The 14,812-nt window shown below is 38.1% G+C and carries 14 protein-coding genes; 2 read left to right on the forward strand and 12 right to left on the reverse strand.

Translation table 11 applies throughout. From position 1 onward, the window contains the following. Positions 1–110: 110 nt before the first annotated feature. Positions 111–2,186 (reverse strand): sigma-54 interaction domain-containing protein, encoded by a 2,076-nt coding sequence (locus tag TR08_RS08930; protein WP_045517514.1) that lies wholly within the window; start codon positions 2,184–2,186, stop codon positions 111–113. Between the two features lie 187 nt (positions 2,187–2,373). On the opposite strand from TR08_RS08930, the gene TR08_RS08935 reads away from it, so the two are divergent. Continuing rightward, positions 2,374–2,616: a DUF2627 domain-containing protein gene (locus tag TR08_RS08935; protein ID WP_045517516.1), complete on the forward strand. Its 243-nt coding sequence runs from the start codon at positions 2,374–2,376 to the stop codon at positions 2,614–2,616. A gap of 65 nt (positions 2,617–2,681) precedes the next feature. Here TR08_RS08935 and TR08_RS08940 read toward each other — a convergent pair whose 3' ends face one another. Then, complete coding sequence (locus TR08_RS08940; protein ID WP_045517518.1) at positions 2,682–3,410, reverse strand: glycerophosphodiester phosphodiesterase; 729 nt, start codon at positions 3,408–3,410, stop codon at positions 2,682–2,684. Positions 3,411–3,448: 38 nt separating this feature from the next. On the opposite strand from TR08_RS08940, the gene TR08_RS30885 reads away from it, so the two are divergent. Further along, complete coding sequence (locus TR08_RS30885; RefSeq protein WP_081954408.1) at positions 3,449–3,586, forward strand: YycC family protein; 138 nt, start codon at positions 3,449–3,451, stop codon at positions 3,584–3,586. 64 nt (positions 3,587–3,650) lie between these two features. On the opposite strand, the gene spo0A is transcribed toward TR08_RS30885, so the two are convergent. The 10 genes from spo0A to folD all read right to left on the reverse strand — a co-directional run bounded on the left by spo0A (position 3,651) and on the right by folD (position 14,788). After that, complete coding sequence (spo0A, locus tag TR08_RS08945) at positions 3,651–4,442, reverse strand: sporulation transcription factor Spo0A (RefSeq protein ID WP_045517520.1); 792 nt, start codon at positions 4,440–4,442, stop codon at positions 3,651–3,653. A 404-nt stretch (positions 4,443–4,846) separates the two neighbouring features. Next, positions 4,847–6,145, reverse strand: a complete 1,299-nt coding sequence (gene spoIVB / locus TR08_RS08950; RefSeq protein WP_370576287.1) for a SpoIVB peptidase — start codon at positions 6,143–6,145, stop codon at positions 4,847–4,849. A gap of 99 nt (positions 6,146–6,244) precedes the next feature. Then, the gene (recN, locus tag TR08_RS08955; RefSeq protein WP_045517524.1) at positions 6,245–7,945 is read right to left on the reverse strand and encodes a DNA repair protein RecN; all 1,701 of its coding nucleotides are present in this window, start codon (positions 7,943–7,945) and stop codon (positions 6,245–6,247) included. A gap of 15 nt (positions 7,946–7,960) precedes the next feature. After that, entirely contained in the window at positions 7,961–8,410 is a 450-nt protein-coding gene (gene ahrC, locus TR08_RS08960) for a transcriptional regulator AhrC/ArgR (protein ID WP_045517526.1), read from the reverse strand. 147 nt (positions 8,411–8,557) lie between these two features. Next, positions 8,558–9,397 carry a TlyA family RNA methyltransferase gene (locus tag TR08_RS08965; protein ID WP_045517527.1) on the reverse strand — a complete coding sequence of 280 codons (840 nt, stop codon included), beginning with the start codon at positions 9,395–9,397 and terminating at the stop codon, positions 8,558–8,560. Between the two features lie 3 nt (positions 9,398–9,400). Then, entirely contained in the window at positions 9,401–11,293 is a 1,893-nt protein-coding gene (dxs, locus tag TR08_RS08970; protein ID WP_045517861.1) for a 1-deoxy-D-xylulose-5-phosphate synthase, read from the reverse strand. A 148-nt stretch (positions 11,294–11,441) separates the two neighbouring features. After that, positions 11,442–12,335, reverse strand: a complete 894-nt coding sequence (locus tag TR08_RS08975; protein ID WP_045517528.1) for a polyprenyl synthetase family protein — start codon at positions 12,333–12,335, stop codon at positions 11,442–11,444. Between the two features lie 3 nt (positions 12,336–12,338). Continuing rightward, on the reverse strand, positions 12,339–12,572 hold the full coding sequence (locus TR08_RS08980; protein WP_045517529.1) for an exodeoxyribonuclease VII small subunit: 234 nt from the start codon (positions 12,570–12,572) through the stop codon (positions 12,339–12,341). Continuing rightward, positions 12,562–13,920 carry an exodeoxyribonuclease VII large subunit gene (gene xseA, locus TR08_RS08985; protein ID WP_045517531.1) on the reverse strand — a complete coding sequence of 453 codons (1,359 nt, stop codon included), beginning with the start codon at positions 13,918–13,920 and terminating at the stop codon, positions 12,562–12,564. Before xseA ends, TR08_RS08980 begins: the two co-directional genes overlap by 11 nt. A gap of 13 nt (positions 13,921–13,933) precedes the next feature. After that, positions 13,934–14,788 carry a bifunctional methylenetetrahydrofolate dehydrogenase/methenyltetrahydrofolate cyclohydrolase FolD gene (gene folD, locus TR08_RS08990; RefSeq protein ID WP_045517533.1) on the reverse strand — a complete coding sequence of 285 codons (855 nt, stop codon included), beginning with the start codon at positions 14,786–14,788 and terminating at the stop codon, positions 13,934–13,936. Between the last annotated feature and the right edge of the window lie 24 nt (positions 14,789–14,812).

The following is a 14,812-nucleotide window of genomic DNA, read 5'->3' on the forward strand; positions in this document are numbered from 1 at the left end:
TTCAACTGTGACTCCATAATAGTAATATGCAAAATCCGTGCCAAGTTAAAGTTACTGAAAACGCTTTAAAAGTCGAAATAATAAGTGCAATTTTTTTCACACTATGAAATTTATTGCATGCTATTATTTTCAAGTTTGTATTTTTCTAGCTTATAATAAAGATTCCTCACTGACAAACCAAGTGCTTTAGCAGCTGCCGTCTTATTTCCATTAAAACGGTGAAGCGTTTGCTGGATGATTTCTGCTTCATAATCTTCAACCATTGCAGTTAAGGAACGATCCTGCTGGATTGATTCGTTTTGGTCAGTTACTAGTGGTTCACTTCCCGTTTTTTTAGGTCTAAGTTCTGGCAAGTGATGCACATTAATGAATGTTTCATAATAATTCATAAAAATCATTGCCCTGCCAAGAATATTCTCTAGTTCCCTAACATTCCCCGGCCAATCATAGTTCATTAATTTAAGCAGTGCAGCTTGGGTAACACCCTCCACATTTCTACCGTAATCACGGTTAATTTTCTGAATAAGCCTTTCACACAATACGGGAATCTCTTCTTTACGATTCCTGAGTGGAGGTATATGTATTGGCATACGATTTAAACGATAGTATAAGTCTTCCCTAAAAGAACCTTTTGCAATTCCTTTTTCAAGATTCACATGGGTTGCCGCAATGATTCTAACATTTATCGGAACTGGCTTTGTCCCACCTACTCGGATGATTTCATTTTCTTGCAATACTCTGAGTAATTTCGCTTGAGTATTTGCTGATAGTTCGCCTATTTCATCGAGGAAGATACTTCCGTTATTTGCTTCTTCAAAATAGCCCCTTTTTCCTCCCCTTTTTGCCCCGGAAAATGCCCCCTCTTCATATCCAAATAATTCACTCTCTAGTAGGGACTCTGAGATTGCAGCACAATTAACACGGATAAATTTGTTATATTTTCGATCACTTGCATTATGTATGGCATGGGCAAACAATTCTTTTCCTGTACCCGATTCACCTCGTAATAAGACAGTTGCAGGTGTTTTTGCCCCAAGCTTCGCCTGCTCAACCGCAAGCGTCATTTCTTCTGAGCTACCGATAATGTCTTCAAAGGTATACTTTGCTTCGAGCGTGCGAATGATTTGACGTGCGCGGTTCAATTCCCGGTTTAGAGTTTTAATTTCAGACATATCATGAATAACACCGACGCTGCCTTTTAGTTTACCTTTTACAATAATCGGGGCAACATTGACTATTACTTCCCGTTTATTTGCACCTACTCGCATCGGGACACCACGGACTGCTCTTCTTGTTTGAAGCACTTTCATATGCATACTTTCGCCTTCTGATATATCAGCTGTTGCTGGCTTTCCAATAACCTGTTCTTGTGTAAGCCCAGAAAGGCGAGTATATGCCGGATTAATGAGAATCCCCCTGCCGTTTTCATCCACTACTGAAATGGCATCGTCACTAGAATGGATGATTGCCTGAAGCATAGTTTGGATTTCTTTTAAATCCGTAATTTCCTCTGCGAGATTCACTACTTCTGTGATATCTTTAAAAACAGCGAAAGCACCCATTAAGGTTCCGTTCTCTTCGATGATGGGAATACGCGTTGTTATAATTTTTCGCCCATTTCCCAAAAGCATCTCTTGATTCGTCTCTATTCTTCTCGTTTCAAGAATTAAAGGCAGTCTACTTTCAGGTATTACTTCAACCACATATTTCCCAATTGCTTGCTCCCGTTTTACACCCGTCATTTCTTCAGCTCTGCAGTTAAATAAAATCACAAATCCCTTATCGTCGATCACTATCATCCCATCATTTGTGGCATTAAAGATTAGTTCTTGTTGATAGGAGGCATTTTGGTGTTTTATGATTAATTCTTCCTTTTCTTCAAGAAGCCTTGCTAGAAGAAATGCTACACTACCAGGAATTAAAACGGTTTTCTTTTCCTTGGCGCTCCTTAACTCTTGGAAGACATCTTCATTTCCCGTTACCTCAATGATGATATCAATCTGCTCGGTTAAATACGGCTTCCAGTCCCTCCCGGTTTTTATCCCCTCACTTTGTGCTAATACTATCCCCGGCGCATCAAAGTTTCTGTCAATTACAATCTGAACATTCAGAACTTCTGTTTCATTGAGTAATTTTAGGATCGCAGTACCACCCTTACCGGCACCAACAATCATGACATTTTGCATTTTTTCGCCCCTTTATTATATTTGAAAAAAGAAAACTTTTTCAGACCAACATAATCGAAATCATGCAATATTTTTCATTATCTATTTTATATTTTTTTCGTTACCTTGACAAATTATATCCTTGAACTAATATTTCTCTTGAGGGTATAATTCTTATTACTTACTAAACAATTGGAAGGATTTAATTATGAAGCGGATTATTGCTCTACTTATATTAGTTATTCCTGGCTTTTTAGCAGGGTTGGGGATTAAATTAATGCGCGATATGACATTTGGGATTCTTCAAAGCCCTATCCCTTTCTTATGGCTGCAATTTCTTTTAGGATTGATTCTATTCATTGGTGGTTTAGGGTTTGTCGCAGGATTTATTTTTCACCGTGACCGAAAAAGGAATAAAGTGCAAACTAGATTTAAGGACAATACAAAATAAATAGAAATGCGGAAGCGCCTTGACCAGCCCCGACAAGCAAATAGTCTTAGGCAAAAAAGAGGCCATCAAGGTCTCTTTTCATATTGCTTCTTAATTTTCAAAGCTTTTACAGGATCGTCTGTAATAATTGAAGTACAGTTTATTTTATAAAGCCTGTGCATATCAGCATCTTTATTCACTGTATAGGGTCTAACTGCTACTCCATTTTCAATTGCACCCTTGATAATTTCATCTGATAGCGACGCTAACTTCGGATGAATACCTTTTGCGCGAATAGATTGTGCATAAACCCATGGCATATAGATTCGTTCATTATATAGTGGCGCTGTCGCGATTTCAGGTGCTGTCCGATAACTTAAGACGATACTGTAATGATTAAAAGAGGAAATAATAATCCGGTCACACAATTCATATTTCCGCACAAGCTGAATAACTTTTTCTTCCATTCCTTCGTATGGGAAAAGTCCGTTTTTTAGCTCTATGTTACAAATTAATTGGTTGGTTTGCATCCATTCAAGAACCTCAATTAAAGACGGTATTGGCTCTTTTTTCACACTTTTTTTATTTGCATTGAACTTTCGTATCTCTTTAAATGTTAAATTTTTAACAAAGCCATTTCCACTTGTAGTCCGGTCAACTTTTTCATCATGAATGACAACCACTTCATCGTCTTTTGTTAATTGGACATCTAACTCTAAGCCGTCTGCACCTGCTTTTTCAGCTGCAATAAATGCACTCATGGTGTTTTCTGCATATGCTGCAGAATAACCTCGATGGGCAAAAATCTGTGTCATTTTTTTCACTTCCTAACTAAAAAATGGAGGAAACCACAATGAAACCATTACAATTATCGCCTGAAACAGCCATTAAGCTTGCAGAAAAATTAAATGTTCCGTTAGAGCAGATTATGCATATGCCTCAGCATATACTTATTCAAAAATTAATGGAACTAGAAAAAGAAAACAAATAAATTACGTCCACGAAAAAATCCTTCATTATGAAAATGAAGGATTTTCATTATATTATTGGTCTCATCAAGAGGCCTTATGCTCTAAACGCAGTTTATCCGCAACCATAGCGATAAACTCTGAGTTTGTAGGTTTAGCCTTGGACATGCTTACTGTATACCCGAATAGAGAGGAAATGGAATCAATGTTTCCACGGCTCCAAGCTACTTCGATGGCATGGCGGATAGCGCGTTCCACACGGCTGGCTGTCGTGTTATATTTTTTCGCAATATCTGGGTATAGTACCTTCGTAATAGATCCCAGTAATTCAATGTCATTGTAAACCATCGAAATGGCTTCACGTAAATATAAATATCCCTTAATATGCGCAGGAACACCAATTTCATGGATAATGCTTGTGATGCTTGCATCTAGATTCCTTGGTTTATGTTCAGTTTGTGATCGGTAACCTCCAGTCGGGGCCTTACGGCTAACCTGACTGCTTTTGCCACTAACCTGACGGATATGGTTTCCTAAATTCTCCATATCAAATGGCTTTAAAATAAAATAGGAGGCACCAAGCTCTACAGCCTTCTTGGTTACGTCTTCTTGTCCAAATGCAGTCAACATAATAACGTTTGGAATAGCGCCCTTTTTCAACTCTCTTAAGCGCTCTAGGACGGCTAATCCATCAAGATGAGGCATAATAATATCTAAAACGAGTACATCTGTATCCGTTGATTCAAGAAGATCTAAACAATCCTGACCATTATGAGCGATACCTGCAATCTCCATATCATCCTGGGACGAAATATAGTCCTCTAATAATCCCACTAATTCCCTATTGTCGTCGACGACACAAACTTTAATTTTTTTCAACTTTATATCCTCCTCAAATCCAAATGGTCATATCTCTATTTATTATTTATCTTTATTCTCTTAATTCTATTCTAAATTAGAAATTCGACAATGCAACTAAAATTCCTCTAGTTTTTTTATTATTTCTTAAAATAGTGATAAAATCTTATCTTTTCTTTGTTTTCCTTTAAATTTCGACTAAATTCGCATAAACGACTAATTACCCCAGCATTTTGTCGAAAAATCTTCAAATAAAAACAAAATAGGCGATTCCGCCTATTTTGTTTTTATTATTAGAATTGTCTAGCTGCAGCGCCTAGAGGCTCTCAGGTCTAAGTCAATCCGACGAAAAGGTTAAAGAACAACCTTCTCGCCGGCTCGCCTTATGCCTGTCGCCCCCTGACAAGGCGCTTTCGCTTTTCGTTTTAACTTGCCTTTTCTTGTGGTTCTTCATATATGTTAATTCCTGCTTCATTTAACATCCATTCAATGTGTACTCCGTAACCAGAGGTTGGATCATTGACAAAGACATGTGTTACTGCACCAATCAGCTTTCCATCCTGGATAATTGGACTTCCGCTCATACCTTGAACGATTCCTCCAGTTTTTTCTAGAAGTTTCGGGTCAGTAACTTTTAAAACCATGCCTTTAGTTGCTGGAAATTTCTGCGGGATCGTGCTGACAATTTCAATTTCAAATTCTTCTACCCTGTCATCATTTACCACTGTCAGGATTTTTGCCGGTCCTTCCTTAACTTGGTGGGATAAGGCAATTGGCAACGGTTTATCCATAATTCCGTTCTTTAAATCTTTATTTAACACACCGAATATGCCAAATGGACTATTTTTCGTGATGTTTCCGACAATTTCACGATCAGAAGAGAATCGTGCTAGCTTTTCACCTGGATCACCATTACTTCCTTTTTCAATTGAAGTAACAGTAGAACGAACGATTTGACCATCTTCAACAACAATTGGCTTTTTCGTATCCATATCAGATATTACATGCCCTAAGGCTCCATATTTTTTAGTTTGTGGATGAACAAATGTCATCGTTCCAATACCTGCTGCTGAATCACGAATATATAATCCAAGCTTATAGGAGTTTTCTCCCTTATCTTTGAGAGGAGTAAGCTTCGTTGTGAACTTACCACTTTCCCTGCTAATTACCATATCTAGTGCTTTTCCACTTTGTCCTGCATTTTGTACAAAGGGAGCTACATCTGTCATTTTTTCAATTTTGTTTCCATTGATTTCTGTTATGATATCACCGATTTGGATTCCTGCTATCTCACCAGGTGATTTTTTTCCATCTTCGGTATTAACTAAATGGTGGCCTACGACCAATACGCCAATTGTATTTAATTTAACACCAATGGATTGTCCTCCTGGCTGAACTTTGAAGTCTTTCAATACATTGACATCGACCTTTTTTACTGGTATTCCTGCAAATTCTAATAACATTTCATCTTTGCCGTTTTCACTTGCTGTTAGGGAAATATTGTTTTGATCTTGTTCAAGTGTGATATTCGAATTGTGAGATACTATTGAGGCTGATACCGGTACAGCCTTTTGGAAAGTATAATCTTGTCCTTCAAAGACTGTAATGGTCTTTGGTATATCAAGGTATTGCTGAAATGGCTGAAAAAATAGAACGCTGATTAATGAAACAAGGAGAATTCCACCAATGATCTTTCTAATTATTTCTAACTTCAAAATCTTCACTCTCCTCGCTTCTGCTTCACACTATATAGAAATGGCTACATCTTTAATTTTGCCTGCATCAGCAGCATTTATAACCTGATACAACATAAAAAAGCTCCCCTAATTGGGAAGCTTTTCAATTTTTTTATTTTCAGATGCTAAAAACAACAATTCTTCAGCATGTTTTTTAGTTAAATCAGTAATTTCAACACCAGAAATCATCCGGCCAATTTCCTTTATTTTCTCTTCAATATTAAGTGGAATTACCGAAGTTTTAGTTCGCCCGCCTTTCGTTACTTTGGAAATAAACAAATGGGTATCAGCCATAGCAGCCACTTGAGGTAAGTGAGAAATACATAATACTTGTGAATCTACTGCTACTTTATAAATTTTTTCAGCGATTGACTGAGCCACTCTGCCGCTAACACCGGTATCCACCTCATCAAATATAATCGAGGTAACTCCTTGGTGCTTTGAAAAAATACTCTTAAGTGCAAGCATAATCCTTGAAAGTTCACCACCGGAGGCAACCTTAGATAATGGTTTTAACGGTTCACCAGGGTTGGTTGAGATATAGAACTCCACGTGATCGACTCCGTTTTTTGAAAAATGAGGTAAAATAGATTCAAAACGAATTTCAAAAACCGTTTTTGCCATGTAAAGCTCTTTTAACTCGTTATGTATTAATTTTGTCAGCTTCTTAGCCCAGCGTTTTCTAAGCTCTGTTAGCTGTTTTGCTTCAAGACTTAAATCCTTTTTAATAGATGCTAATTGCTTCTCTAATTGTCCAATATGTGTTTCTTTATTTTGTAATGTTTCGATTTCTTCTTCAATTTTCGCTGCATATTCTAAAATTTCTTCGATTGTTTTTCCATATTTCCGCTTTAATTGATTAATTTCATTTAATCTTTCTTCTATCTCATTTAAACGTTGCGGGTCATATTCTAATCCGTCCAGTTCATTTCTTAATGTACGGGACGCATCTTCTAATTGATAAAAGCTGTTCATGACCGATTCATATATTTCTTTATAAGAGGAATCCAAGACGGCCGCATCTTCAAGCTGTCCCATTACCATACTAATCCAATCGAGCCCCTTTTGTTCCCCAGTTAGGGCATTATAACTGGATTGAATCGCATCAAAAACACGCTCAAAATTCGCAAGCTTTCTTTTTTCTTCAAAGAGTTTTTCATCTTCATTAAGCTTTAATTTTGCATTTTGAATCTCGTCAAATTGAAATTGAATAAGATCAAGACGATGTGCTGTTTTTTGCTCATTTTCACTTAAAGATTTTAACTTGTGAGAAATTTGTTCATAGCGATGAAAAACCTCTTGGTACTCTGCCTGAGACTGAGAAATTTCTTCAAACCCAAATTGGTCAAGCAATAGCAAATGCCTGCTTTCATCCATTAGATCTTGGTGTTCGTGCTGACTATGTATATCTACTAAGGTCGAGCCCACTTCGCGAAGAGTTGAAATAGTCACAAGCTTACCATTAATTCTACAAACACTTTTGCCTGTCCGTGAGATATCTCTTCTTAAAACAACCATACCTTCTTCAATTTCAATACCAAACTCTAACGCTTTTAAATAACAGGGGTGGTTCTCATCTAATTGAAAAAGTCCTTCAATTTCTGCTTTTTCCTCCCCATGCCTGACAAACTCAGCCGACCCTCTGCCACCTACGAGCAGATGGATAGCATCAATTATAATCGATTTCCCTGCACCTGTTTCTCCTGTTAAAACAGTCAAGCCCTTGTCAAAAGAAATAGAAAGGGCCTCTATAATAGCAAAATTCTTAATCGATAGTTCTGATAACAAGGTACATTCCCCCCATTAAAGCATATCAAGGAACCGGTTAGTAATTGTCTCTGTATCTTCCGGAGTACGACAAATGATTAATATGGTATCGTCACCACAGATGGTTCCTAAAACTTCTTCCCAATCAAGGTTATCTAGCAGAGCACCAATAGCCATGGCATTTCCCGGAAGACATTTCATTACCAGCAAATGTCCTGCGGAATCTATTCGAACAAACGCATCCATTAATGATCTTTTTAATTTTTGCAATGGATTAAAGCGTTGATCTGCTGGCAGACTATATTTGTATCTCCCATCTAAAAGCGGTACTTTAACCAGATGTAATTCTTTAATGTCTCGAGAAACCGTTGCTTGAGTCACATTAAACCCTGCACTTTTTAATTCATCAACAAGTTCATCTTGTGTTTCAATATCATTATTGGTGATAATTTCTCTAATTTTTATATGACGTTGGCCTTTATTCAATCCATTCACCCCGTAATTATCAAAACATATAAGTAATTTGTACTTAAATGTCGCTTCTACCCATATGTTAGCCCATTTTGCCAAGGATGTACAATTATTATTTTGCAAAAAAACAGACCATATCAAAAAGGAAGAATAAGCACATGCTTATTCTTCCACATCTTGTTTGGATTTAAATTCTAGATGAGAGTCTTTCACAATTTGTGAAGGCTCGGCAGGTAATTGATTTTGACCTTTATCTTGCTCCCCCATCCACTTGAGGTGAAGGAGAAACTCAATATTCCCGTCTCCTCCTGTGATCGGAGAAAAGGATAAGTTAACCGCATTAAATCCTTGTTCGAGTGCAAAATCGACAATTTTATTAACAACCTGTAAATGTACTTTTTCATCACGTACAATACCTTTTTTTCCAACTTGCTCACGACCTGCTTCAAATTGTGGCTTAACAAGTGCAACAATATCACTACCAGGTACAAGCAAGGTTTTTAGGACAGGTAAAATTAATTTTAAAGAAATAAAAGAAACATCGATCGTTGCAAAATTAGGCATTTCCCCAACTAAATCTGGAGGTGTTACGTACCGAAAGTTGGTTCTTTCCATTACCACTACTCTTTCATCTTGACGGAGCTTCCAGGCAAGCTGATTGTAGCCTACATCCAAAGCATAGGACATTTTAGCCCCGTTTTGCAGAGCGCAGTCAGTAAAACCTCCGGTCGAAGCACCAATATCGAGCATAATTTTATCCTTGACTGTCACATCAAAGACCTTTAAAGCTTTCTCTAACTTAAGACCGCCGCGACTCACATAAGGGAGCACATTTCCCTTTATCATAAGTGGTATATCTATTTTTACTTTCTCGCCAGGCTTATCTAAACGTTCTTCATTCGTATAAACTAAACCAGCCATGATTGAACGTTTTGCCTTTTCCCTAGTTTCTGCTAATCCTCTTTCAACTAATAAGACATCTAATCTTTCTTTGTTCTTCATTACTTATGCCCTTTGTTGTTTTTTTCGTGCAAGTATGGTCATTCTTTTAACAACCTCTGAAGTAGTCATCCCAATTTCCTCAAGCAGTGAGTTAACATCTCCATGCTCAATAAATTGGTCTGGTATCCCCATTCGGTCGATTGCTTGATGGTAAAAACCTTGATCATGTGCGTATTCTAATACATAGCTTCCGAATCCACCCTGCAGAATTGCTTCTTCAATGGTTAGGATAGGAATATTCTTTAAGAATAACTGATTGAGCATTTTTTCATCTAACGGCTTAATGAAACGCGCATTAACTACTTTTACTGAAATCCCTTGTTTTTCAAGAACTTCTGCTGCCTCCATCGCCATTGGGATTGTGGTACCAAAGGTTAGTATAGCCGCATCTTCACCTTCCTTCAAAACCTCCCAGGTGCCAATTGGAATGCTCTTGAATTTTTCATCCATTGGAACACCTAAACCATTTCCTCGAGGGAATCTCATTGCAATAGGACCATCATCATAATTTAGAGAAGTATAAACCATATGCTGTCCTTCATTTTCATCTTTAGGCATCATCAGCACAATATTAGGCACATGTCTTAAAAAGGCAATATCAAATACTCCCTGATGGGTCTCACCGTCTGCTCCTACTAATCCAGCACGATCAATTCCAATGAAAACATTTAGATTCTGCCGGCAAATGTCATGAACGACTTGATCATATGCCCGTTGTAAAAATGTCGAATAGATTGCTAAAAATGGCTTCATATTTTGTGTGGCTAATCCTGCAGCTACAGTAGCAGCGTGCTGTTCAGCTATACCAACATCGTACATTCTCTCTGGAAATTCACTAGCAAAGCCCTCTAGCTTAGATCCAACAGGCATTGCAGGGGTAATCGCAACAATTCGCTCATCCTCGCGGGCAAGCTTGCGGACAGTTTCACTAACTAAGCTGCTCCAGGCAGGAGGGGTTTTATCAGACTTAACAAATGCACCTGTATCCATCTTATAAGGTCCCGTTCCATGCCATGTACCTTTTGTATCACTTTCAGCAGGTTGAAAACCTTTTCCTTTTTTCGTGATGACATGAAGAAGGACAGGACCTTCAGTTTTTTTTGCATAGCGGAAATTTTCAAATAAAGCTTCATAATTATGTCCATCAACAGGACCTAAATAGGTAAAGCCCATTTCCTCAAAGAACATACCTGAAACAAATAAATATTTAAGACTGTCTTTCACACGTTCCGCAGTTGCTGCGAGTTTTCCCCCAACGGCTGGTACCTTTTTCAAAAATAATTCTAATTCATCTTTGACCCATTGATATTTCCCAGCTGTGCGTAATTGACCAAGGATATTATGAAGAGCACCAACATTAGGAGCAATTGACATTTCATTGTCGTTAAGTATGACAATCATATTCTTCTTTTCATGACCAATATGGTTTAATGCTTCTAACGCCATTCCTCCTGTTAACGCACCATCGCCAATAATAGGCACAACAAAGGAACTCTCTTTTTTCAAGTCTCTTGCAATGACCATTCCCATCGCAGCGGAAAGGGAAGTTGAGCTATGTCCTGTTTCCCAAACATCATGCTCACTTTCAATTCTTTTAGGGAAGCCGCACAGTCCTTTATATTGACGCAATGTATCAAATTCGCAAGCCCTGCCTGTTAGTATTTTATGAACATAGGACTGATGTCCTACATCCCAAATAAATTTATCATTGGGGCTGTCGAAACATTTATGTAAGGCAATCGTTAATTCGACAACACCTAAATTCGGTCCAATATGTCCTCCAGTTACAGACAGTTTTTTAATCAAGAATTGGCGTATCTCTTGACTTAAAACCTCCAATTCTTGATTTGACATTCCTTTTAAAAAGGAAGGGTCTTTTATTGATAACAGATCCATGTTTGGACCACTCACTTTCATACTTTTTCTTTCCATACACCTAGTAAAAAATAGCCGCTAACACAAAAAAGTGATAACGGCATTGACAACGTCTTCTACATTGACAACAATTATAACACAATTACGTTGTTGTTCAAATACCAGTTATTTAGTGGTCTCTGGATGCTACAAGATCTGCAATTTCTGTAAGCAAATGTATGTTAAGCCCTGTCTTTTCTAAGTATTGCTTAGAAAGGTTCAATTGCTTTCGTAACGCTTCCTTCGCACCCTCCATTGACAATAGCTGTGGATAGGTGCTTTTTTGGTTAGTGGTGTCACTTCCAATATGTTTACCTAGTAACTCTGGATTTCCCTCTAAGTCGAGAATGTCATCTTGGATTTGAAAAGCAAGACCCAGATGATGAGCAAATGCAGATAGATTTTCTAGTTGATCATGATTTGCTCCACCTAACAATGCTCCCGCTATGACACTAAATTTTAAAAGCTTTCCTGTTTTATGAATATGGATATACTCAAGCTCTTCAATGGTAAGAGTTTTTCCTTCTCCTTCCATATCCGCAACCTGACCACCTACCATTCCTTCACTTCCAGCAGCTTGGGCCAATTCGATTACCAATTGGAGTTTCGTTTCATCTGAAGCAATTTCATTTGGAATTTGCCCGATTACCTCAAAGCTAAAGGTTAATAATGCATCTCCAGCTAGAATAGCCATTGCGTCACCAAATACTTTGTGATTCGTGGGCTTTCCTCTTCTAAGATCATCGTTATCCATACTTGGTAAGTCATCATGGATTAATGAATAAGTATGAATCATTTCAATAGCTGAGGCTGCCAATAGTCCATTTTTAGGATCTTTTCCGAATGCTGCGAGGGTAGCTAATAATAGTAAGGGACGGATTCTCTTACCGCCTGCTTCAAGGGAATAGTGCATGGCTTCTTTAATAATAGGAGGTGCTTTCAGCTTTTCTACCAAGGTTCGAAGCTCTGATTCAAGCAGTTGTTTATGTTCTTGTGTAAAAGCATCTAGAACTTTTGTATTCAAAGCCTATACCTCCTCTTCAATCGTAAAGTTTTGTTTACGTCCGTCCTCCGTAATAATCTGCGTTAATTGTTCTTCAACACTTTTTAGCTTATCATGACAAAGCTTTGACAGCTCCATTCCCTCTTTATAAAAGGCAATGGCCGCTTCGAGTGGGACATCCCCTTCTTCAAGCTTATCCACAATTTGCTCCAGCTTATTCATAGCTTCCTCAAAGGAAACCTTTTGTTCATTCGTCACGGTTTTCGCTCTCCTTTATGTTCTGTACATTACAGAGAAGGCTGCCATCTGTTAATTGAATTTGTAGTGGTTCGTTCTCTTTGATTTGTTTAATACTTTTTATTAGCACATTGTCTTCAGAATAAACGAGACTGTATCCTCGTTCCATTATTTTTAACGGGCTTAAAGCCTGGAGTGTTGAAATGACCTTATCAAATTCCGTTTGTTTCTTCAAGAATATTTGTTCCATTGCTCGTTGCATGTCTTTTTGCGAGCGGTCAAATTTACTCTCAGCTTCTCGTAAAGCCAGTCTTGGATGGTTTCGCATTAGACGTTTATGAATGGTATCATGCTTAGATTTTTTTACGTCCGTCAATCTAGAAGCACCACGAACAAGCGATTCAGTTAATTTATCAACCTGTTCTAGCTTTTGTTCGTAAAGACGCTGCGGATATCGAAACGCATAGGATTTTTGTACGCGGTCTAACCGTTGTTTTTCATATCGATATCTGCTATTCATTGATTGAAGCATCCGGGTTTTCCGCTGAAGTATTCTCTCCATTAATTCATCGATATGAGGAACGGCTAGCTCCGCTGCTGCAGTTGGTGTCGGGGCACGCATGTCTGCTACAAAATCTGCAATCGTAAAATCTGTTTCATGCCCAACAGCAGAAATAATTGGGACTTCAGATTGATTAATGGCTCTAGCGACTAACTCTTCGTTAAATGCCCATAATTCTTCAATAGAGCCGCCACCTCGCCCAACAATAAGAACATCTATCTCATCCATCTTGTTTGCTCTTTCAATTGCCCGTGCTATAGATGGAGCTGCATTTTCGCCTTGTACAAGTGCTGATAAAACAAGAATATTAGCAATCGGATATCGCCTTTTAATCGTTGTGATAATATCCCTTATTGCTGCTCCTGTTGGCGATGTAATAACGCCAACCGTTTTAGGGTAGCTCGGGATGGGCTTTTTTTGTTCTATAGAAAACAAGCCTTCCGCTTCAAGCCTTTTTCTTAACTGCTCGTACGCTAAAAATAATTCCCCGATTCCGTCTGGCTGCATTTCTTTAATATAAATTTGATATTGACCGCTTGGTTCATAAACCGAGATATCCCCTTTAACAACCACCTTCATTCCGTTTTCTGGCAAGAACTTCATGGACCGTGATTGGCTCGAGAACATGACCGCTAAAATACGCGCTTTTTCATCCTTTAACGTAAAATACATATGTCCGCTCGAGTGCTGTTTAAAGTTTGAGATTTCACCTCTTACATTTACATCCTGCAAATGGGGGTCTGCATCAAATTTTCTTTTTATGTATTTTGTTAATGCTAGCACAGATAAATACTTTTTTTCCTGCATAACGAACTCCTTTTTAGAACCGCAGCGTATTTTTTGCTGATTTAAGAGTGTTATACATGAGCATCGTAATGGTCATAGGACCTACACCTTTTGGAACAGGGGTAATATAACCTGCTTTTTTACTCACTTCATCAAAAGCAACGTCGCCACAAAGCTTACCAGCTTCATTTCTATTTATGCCTACATCAATAACAACGGCACCATCTTTTACATGTTCAGCTTTAATAAAGTTGGCTACGCCAACAGCTGCAACAAGAATATCCGCCTGTGTTGTATGATGCTGTAAATCTTTTGTTCTTGAATGGCAATACGTTACGGTTGCATGCTGATTAAGAAATAACTGACCTACAGGCTTTCCAACAATGTTGCTTCTCCCAACAACTACAACATGTTTGCCTGCAACTGAAATTCCCATTTCTTCTAAGAGCACCATAATTCCATAAGGTGTGCATGGTAAGAATGCATCTTGACCTGTCATCATTCTTCCAATATTTATCGGATGGAATCCGTCGACATCCTTGAAGGGGGAGATTGATTCGATTACTCTTGTTTCATCGATATGCTTTGGAAGAGGAAGCTGGACCAAAATACCATGGATGGTAGGATCTCCATTTAGTTCCTCTATTTTTGTGAGTAATTCTTCCTGAGTAGCCATTTCTGATAATTCAATCAACACTGAGTGCATACCAAGGTCTCGACAAGTTTTTTCTTTATTTGTTACATATGTTCTGGATGCATGATTATTTCCAACAAGAATTACAGCTAGTCCTGGTGTAACACCTAATTCCTTTAATTTTTGGACTTCCTCAGCAATTTCCACCTTTTTTTTTGCAGCAATTTCCTTACCGTCAATAATTGTAGCAGTCATGACATTTCCCCCTTTTCAACGTAA

Origin of the sequence: Neobacillus niacini (genome assembly GCF_000759675.1) — a bacterium.
In the GTDB taxonomy this organism is placed as follows: domain Bacteria; phylum Bacillota; class Bacilli; order Bacillales; family Cytobacillaceae; genus Neobacillus; species Neobacillus niacini_A.

Bases quoted from the DNA above. Each gene is read 5' to 3' on its own strand.
- dxs (WP_045517861.1), bottom strand. From the start codon at position 11,293: ATGGATCTGTTATCAATAAAAGACCCTTCCTTTTTAAAAGGAATGTCA.
- TR08_RS08935 (WP_045517516.1), top strand. From the start codon at position 2,374: ATGAAGCGGATTATTGCTCTACTTATATTAGTTATTCCTGGCTTTTTA.
- TR08_RS08940 (WP_045517518.1), bottom strand. From the start codon at position 3,410: ATGACACAGATTTTTGCCCATCGAGGTTATTCTGCAGCATATGCAGAA.
- TR08_RS08930 (WP_045517514.1), bottom strand. From the start codon at position 2,186: ATGCAAAATGTCATGATTGTTGGTGCCGGTAAGGGTGGTACTGCGATC.
- folD (WP_045517533.1), bottom strand. From the start codon at position 14,788: ATGACTGCTACAATTATTGACGGTAAGGAAATTGCTGCAAAAAAAAAG.
- xseA (WP_045517531.1), bottom strand. From the start codon at position 13,920: ATGCAGGAAAAAAAGTATTTATCTGTGCTAGCATTAACAAAATACATA.
- TR08_RS30885 (WP_081954408.1), top strand. From the start codon at position 3,449: ATGAAACCATTACAATTATCGCCTGAAACAGCCATTAAGCTTGCAGAA.
- TR08_RS08965 (WP_045517527.1), bottom strand. From the start codon at position 9,397: ATGAAGAACAAAGAAAGATTAGATGTCTTATTAGTTGAAAGAGGATTA.